We start from the raw sequence: 6,126 nt of genomic DNA on the forward strand, positions 1-6,126 counted from the left end.
TTTGTAGGCCCGGTAAGCGTTAGCGCCACCGGGCATTTTTTTGTTAGTAGAGCAACGCGTACAGCTGACGACGATACTTCGACGCCAGCGCGTCTCCGGTGCCCAGCGCGGCCAGAATTTCCTGGAACATCTTGCGCGCCTGACCGTCTGCGGCTGCCAGGTCTTTTTGCAGGTGGCTGAACAGCAGCTCCAGCGCCTCTTCGTTACGCCCCACCTGGTGCAGCTGCAGCGCCAGCTGGCTTGCCAGCGCGGCGTCGGCCGGGTTGTCGGCAACCTGCTGCTGCAGCTGCTGAATTTCCGGGGTGTCCGCGGCCTGTTTCAGCAGCTCAATCTGCGCGACCAGACCCTGATAGCGGGTGTCCTGATCCTGCAGCGGAACCGTCTTGAGTACGGCTTCCGCGTCTTCTGAACGGTGCAGGGCGATCTGCGTTTCCGCCAGCAGCAGGCCAATCTGGCTGTTCTGATTCGACAGCTGCCACGCCTCTTTGAGCAGCGGCAGCGCCTCGTCGTATTTACCTTCCTGCATCAGCGCCATGCCTTCCTGCGCTTTCAGCTCTTCTTCACGCGGCAGCACTTTATCCAGCAGGGCGCGGATAGCCTCTTCCGGCTGCGGCCCCTGGAAACCGTCAACGGGCTGACCGTTCTGGAACAGATAGACGGTAGGAATGGCGCGCAGACCAAACTGAGACGCCACCATCGGCTCGGCGTCACAGTCCAGCTTAGCGAGAATGAACTGACCGTTGTACTGCGCGGCAAGGCTTTCCAGCACCGGCGTCAGCTGCAGGCAGTGTTGGCTGCGTTCAGACCAGAAGTAGAACAGGACCGGTTTGGTCATCGACTGTTCAAGGGTCTGTTGCAGGTTAGCTTCTGTAATATTGACGATATTCTGTACGGACATGCGGCTTTCTCTTTTGTCGGTTTGTTCTTTACATGGGGATGAGCGTCGTCGCTTCAACTCAATCGTGCAAAATTTTGTCCATCATCCGGCCCGGCAGCAGGCGTTTTAACCAGCCTACGGCATGGGTGACCAGCGTCACCGGATAGCGCATTTTAGGATGTTCGCTCTCAAAAGCATGGCGCACTTTGGCCACCACCGCCTCTGGCCCGAGGGTAAAACGTGCGGCAATGCCGGGGTTCTCGACCGGCTTATCCGCCTGGGTCTGGTTCACGTTTTCGGTAAAGCGGGTGCGGATCGGGCCGGGCTCAATCAGGCTGACCTTGATGCCGCTGTGGCGCAGCTCCATGCGCAGGGCGTCGGACCAGGCCTCCAGCGCATATTTGCTGGCGGCGTAGGCGCCGCGGCCCGGGGTGGAAATCAGTCCCATCACTGACGATGTCATCACGATGCGCCCTTCACCGTGCGGCAGCATTGCGGGGAGCAGGCGCATGGTGAGCTGATGCACGCCGAAGAAGTTGGTCGAAAACTGTTTCTCCAGCGTTTCGCGGGAGAGCGTATCCAGCGGACCATACACGCCGTAGCCGGCATTGTTAAAGAGCCCGTACAGACGATTGTCGGTCAGCGCGATCACTTCATCGGCGGCGCGTTCAACGCTCTCCGGCGAGTCCATATCCAGCAGCACGCCGGTAAAGCCCAGCCCGTTCATGCGTTCGACATCGTCGGGTTTGCGACACGCCGCCAGCACCCGAAACCCCTGGCGCTTCAGTTCGAGCGCGCTTTCCAGGCCGATTCCACTGGAACATCCTGTAATTAAGACCGATTTTTGCATAACTTTACCTGTCAGGATCTCCGCTTAATCAGGAGTCATGTTTAACTAAAGGAGCCAGCCGCGTTGCCATCCAGTCGGCAATAAACGGCTGAGCATCGCGATTGGGGTGGATCCCGTCGTCTTGCATCCACTGGGGTTTGAGATAGACCTCTTCCATGAAAAATGGCAGCAGCGGAATATCAAACTCTTTGGCAAGCTTAGGGTAGATCGCGCTAAAGGCTTCATTATACCGACGACCGTAGTTGGCGGGCAGGCGAATTTGCATCAGCAGCGGCTGGGCGTTTACCGCTTTTATATCCTGCAAAATGGTGCGCAGCGTTTGCTCGGTTTGCTGAGGCTGAAAACCGCGCAATCCATCGTTACCGCCAAGCTCCACCAGCACCCAGCGCGGCTGATGCTGTTTGAGCAGTGCTGGCAGGCGCGACAGGCCCTGCTGCGAGGTATCACCGCTGATGCTGGCGTTGATTACCGACGTCTTGCTCTGCCATTTGTCGTTGAGCAGCGCGGGCCAGGCCGCGCTGGCCGCCATGCGATAGCCTGCGCTCAGGCTGTCGCCGAGAACCAGTAACGTGTCCGCTGCCGCCGCGCGGAAGGTCATCAGAATCAAAAACAGGAAGGGCAAATGCCAGCGGAAAACAGTGTTGAAGTTCATCATCTTAAGAAGTCCGTCGGTCAGGGGGAACACGAGCTTTCCATCCTTACTGGAGTTGAACTCGTTGTCAAACGCGCTGAAACCATCGCGCTGATTGGCGAATCCGGCTCCGGCAAGTCCACGCTGCTGGCGATTTTGGCCGGTCTGGACGACGGCAGCAGCGGCGAGGTCCACCTTGTCGGGCACCCGCTGCACCAGCTTGATGAAGAGGCGCGGGCCGCGCTGCGCGCGCGTCACGTTGGTTTTGTCTTCCAGTCCTTCATGCTGATCCCCACCCTGAACGCGCTGGAAAACGTCGAACTCCCGGCGCTGTTGCGCGGTGAAAACAGCCGTGAAAGCCGGGCGCACGCGAAGGCGCTGCTGGAGCAGCTCGGTCTGGGCAAGCGTCTCGACCACCTTCCCGCACAGCTTTCCGGCGGTGAGCAGCAGCGCGTGGCGCTGGCGCGGGCGTTTAACGGTCGTCCCGAAGTCCTGTTTGCCGATGAGCCCACAGGTAACCTTGACCGTAAAACCGGTGACCGGATTGCCGACCTGCTGTTTTCGCTCAACCGCGAGCACGGCACCACGCTGATCCTCGTCACCCACGATCCGCAGCTCGCCGCCCGCTGCGACCGTCGCCTGCGGCTGGTGAACGGTATTCTTCAGGAGGAGGCATGATTACCCGCTGGTTCTGGCGCGAGTGGCGCTCGCCCTCGCTGCTGATTGTCTGGCTGGCGCTAAGCCTGGCGGTGGCCTGCGTGCTGGCGCTCGGCAGCGTCAGCGACCGCATGGAAAAAGGGCTTAGCCAGCAGAGCCGGGAGTTTATGGCGGGTGACCGGGCGCTGCAAAGCTCCCGCCCGGTGCCGTCGGGCTGGATTGACGAAGCACGTAAACAAGGGCTGAAGGTGGGGGAGCAGATAAGCTTCCAGACCATGACGTTTGCGGGCGACACGCCGCAGCTCGCCAGCGTTAAAGCCGTCGATGATATCTACCCGATGTACGGCGAACTGCAGACCAACCCGCCAGGGCTGAAGCCAAAGCCCGGTACGGTGCTGCTGGCATCACGTCTGATGGCGCTTCTGAACCTGAAACCCGGCGATAGCATCGACGTCGGCGACGCCACCTTCAACATTGCCGGGGAAGTGGTGCAGGAGCCCGATTCCGGCTTTAACCCCTTCCAGCTCGCGCCGCGCCTGCTGATGAACACCGCGGATGTCGCGGCAACCCATGCTGTACAGCCGGGCAGCCGCGTCACCTGGCGCTATAAGTTTGGCGGCACGCCTGCCCAGCTTGACGCGTATGAAAAATGGCTTCTGCCGCAGCTCAAGCCGGAGCACCGCTGGTACGGGCTGGAGCAGGACGAAGGGGCGCTCGGTAAATCTCTTGAACGTTCTCAGCAGTTCCTGCTGCTTTCGGCACTGTTGACCCTGCTGCTGGCGGTGGCGGCGGTTGCCGTGGCGATGGGGCACTACTGCCGCAGCCGTTACGACCTGGTGGCGATCCTCAAAACCCTGGGGGCGGGCAGGGCGCAGCTGCGCAAGCTGATTGTCGGCCAGTGGCTGATGCTGCTGGTCCTCTCCGCGATTACTGGCGGAATAATCGGGCTGCTGTTTGAAAAACTGCTGATGGTGATGCTGAAGCCGGTGCTCCCGGCCGCCTTGCCGCCGGCCAGCCTCTGGCCGTGGCTGTGGGCAATCGGTGCGATGACGGTGATTTCGCTGCTGGTGGGGCTACGCCCGTACCGCCTGCTGCTCGCGACGCAGCCGCTGCGTGTGCTTCGCAACGATGTGGTGGCGAACGTCTGGCCGCTGAAGTTCTACCTTCCGGTGATTATTGCCGTGGCGGTGGGGCTGCTGGCGTGGCTGATGGGGGGCAGCACGCTGCTGTGGGCGGTTCTGGCCGGCGCGGTTGTGCTGGCGCTGCTGTGCGGCGTGCTGGGCTGGATACTGCTCAACGTCCTGAAGCGGCTCACGGTGAAATCCCTGCCCGTGCGCCTGGCGGTCAACCGCCTGCTGCATCAGCCGTGGTCAACGCTCAGCCAGCTGTCGGCGTTTTCGCTGTCGTTTATGCTGCTGGCGCTGCTGTTAGTGCTGCGCGGCGATCTGCTGGATCGCTGGCAGCAGCAGCTTCCCCCGGAAAGCCCGAACTATTTCCTGATCAACATTGCCCCTGAGCAGGTCACGCCGCTGAAGGGCTTCCTGGCGGAGCATCACATTATCCCTGAGTCGTTCTATCCCATCGTTCGCGCGCGTCTGACGCAGATCAACGGCCAGCCAGCGGACGGAAACAAGGACGAGTCGCTGAACCGCGAGCTGAACCTGACCTGGCAGGAGAAACGCCCTGACCACAACCCGCTAACCGCGGGCACCTGGCCGCCGAAAGCGGGTGAGGTGTCGATGGAAGAGGGGCTGGCGACGCGGCTGAACGTGAAGCTCGGGGACAGCGTGACCTTTACCGGCGATACCCAGGATTTTACCGCGAAAGTCACCAGCCTGCGTAAAGTGGACTGGGAAAGCCTGCGGCCAAACTTCTTCTTTATTTTCCCGCCGGGCGCGCTGGACGGGCAGCCGCAGAGCTGGCTGACCAGTTTCCGCTGGGAAAATGGCAACGGCATGCTGACCCAGCTCAACCGGGAGTTTCCGACGGTCAGCCTGCTGGATATTGGGGCGATCCTGAAGCAGGTGGGGCAGGTGCTGGAGCAGGTGAGCCGCGCGCTGGAGGTGATGGTGGTGCTGGTGACCCTCTGCGGCGTGCTGTTGCTGCTGGCCCAGGTGCAGGTGGGCATGCGCCAGCGCCATCAGGAGCTGGTGGTCTACCGCACGCTGGGGGCTGGAAAGCGGCTGCTGCGGATGACGCTCTGGAGCGAGTTTGCGCTGCTGGGGCTGGTGGCGGGTCTGGTAGCGGCCATTGGCGCGGAAACGGCGCTGGCGGTGCTGCAGACAAAGGTTTTCGACTTCCCGTGGGAGCCTGACTGGCGTCTCTGGTTGATCCTGCCTCTCAGCGGCGCGGTGCTGCTTTCTCTCTGCGGAGGCTGGCTCGGCACGCGGCTGTTAAAGGGCAAAGCCCTGTTCCGTCAGTTTGCGAGTTGATTTAGCACGGTGATAGTTGCGCACCGGGTTTTAATGCCGGTGCGCAGCGTTTAAATAGCACAAACTGATAATACCCACTCATTTAGTAGCACAAAACATTAAAAACCCGACCACACGGCCCGATTATTTCCAGTTAATATTCACCCGCTAAATATTTAGCAGCGTGTCTATTAAGGAAAAATAATGACTATAAAAAAATCAGCGCTGGCGGCAACGATCGGCGCGGCAGTGGCATTGACTACCTTCGCTTCTCAGGCGGAAATCACCGTTCTTAAGCAGGAGCCTCAGGCGGGTAACCCGCTGAGCCGCCTGAACTTTACCGTTGGCGGCAGTATTCGTCCTCAGTTCCAGAACATGACCGGCGACGACGGTAAAAACAGCTACAAGCGTAACGGCTTTGACGGCGGCACCCGTTTCCGTTTCGCGGCTGATTACTACCTGTTTGATGACATCAGCTGGATCAGCTACTACGAGCTGGGTGTCAATATTCCTGCGCAGTTTAACTGGGATCACCACTACGCCGACGGCGCACACGACACCACGCGTCGTATGCTCTACACCGGTCTGAAGAGCGATACCTGGGGTACGCTGACCTTCGGTCAACAGAACAGCGTTTACTATGATGTGGTGGGCGCGAAAACCGATATCTGGGACTACGACTGTCCGAAGACAATAAAGT

6 protein-coding genes are annotated in these 6,126 nt (G+C 60.3%); 3 read left to right on the top strand and 3 right to left on the bottom strand.

The annotated features are described in order from the left end of the window. Nucleotides 1-43: 43 nt before the first annotated feature. Genes IM317_RS08560 through tesA form a run of 3 tightly spaced genes read right to left on the bottom strand, consistent with a single transcriptional unit; the run spans nt 44 to nt 2,379 of the window. A complete protein-coding gene (locus IM317_RS08560) occupies nt 44-898 on the bottom strand; it encodes a co-chaperone YbbN (RefSeq protein WP_023310624.1) in 855 nt (284 codons plus the stop codon). 58 nt (nt 899-956) lie between these two features. Beyond that, on the bottom strand, nt 957-1,727 hold the full coding sequence (locus IM317_RS08565) for an SDR family oxidoreductase (protein ID WP_033144810.1): 771 nt from the start codon (nt 1,725-1,727) through the stop codon (nt 957-959). Nucleotides 1,728-1,755: 28 nt separating this feature from the next. Then, on the bottom strand, nt 1,756-2,379 hold the full coding sequence (tesA, locus tag IM317_RS08570) for a multifunctional acyl-CoA thioesterase I/protease I/lysophospholipase L1 (protein WP_033144811.1): 624 nt from the start codon (nt 2,377-2,379) through the stop codon (nt 1,756-1,758). Between tesA and ybbA the strand changes: the two genes are divergently transcribed. The 3 genes from ybbA to IM317_RS08585 form a co-directional block, all read left to right on the top strand. Further along, complete coding sequence (gene ybbA, locus IM317_RS08575; RefSeq protein ID WP_033144812.1) at nt 2,350-3,036, top strand: putative ABC transporter ATP-binding protein YbbA; 687 nt, start codon at nt 2,350-2,352, stop codon at nt 3,034-3,036. The two genes, tesA and ybbA, sit on opposite strands and share 30 nt — an antisense overlap. After that, nucleotides 3,033-5,447, top strand: a complete 2,415-nt coding sequence (ybbP, locus tag IM317_RS08580; RefSeq protein ID WP_033144813.1) for a putative ABC transporter permease subunit YbbP — start codon at nt 3,033-3,035, stop codon at nt 5,445-5,447. Before ybbA ends, ybbP begins: the two co-directional genes overlap by 4 nt. Before the next feature lie 183 nt (nt 5,448-5,630). Continuing rightward, nucleotides 5,631-6,126 (top strand): porin (locus IM317_RS08585; protein WP_193362472.1); only part of this gene is annotated, 496 nt, incomplete at its 3' end.

This window comes from Enterobacter cloacae complex sp. S3, from assembly GCF_014930495.1.
GTDB lineage: Bacteria > Pseudomonadota > Gammaproteobacteria > Enterobacterales > Enterobacteriaceae > Enterobacter > Enterobacter asburiae_B.

Excerpts from the sequence above, each read along its gene's own strand:
- IM317_RS08560 (WP_023310624.1), bottom strand. The coding sequence starts at position 898 with ATGTCCGTACAGAATATCGTCAATATTACAGAAGCTAACCTGCAACAG.
- tesA (WP_033144811.1), bottom strand. The coding sequence starts at position 2,379 with ATGAACTTCAACACTGTTTTCCGCTGGCATTTGCCCTTCCTGTTTTTG.
- IM317_RS08565 (WP_033144810.1), bottom strand. The coding sequence starts at position 1,727 with ATGCAAAAATCGGTCTTAATTACAGGATGTTCCAGTGGAATCGGCCTG.
- ybbA (WP_033144812.1), top strand. The coding sequence starts at position 2,350 with ATGCCAGCGGAAAACAGTGTTGAAGTTCATCATCTTAAGAAGTCCGTC.
- ybbP (WP_033144813.1), top strand. The coding sequence starts at position 3,033 with ATGATTACCCGCTGGTTCTGGCGCGAGTGGCGCTCGCCCTCGCTGCTG.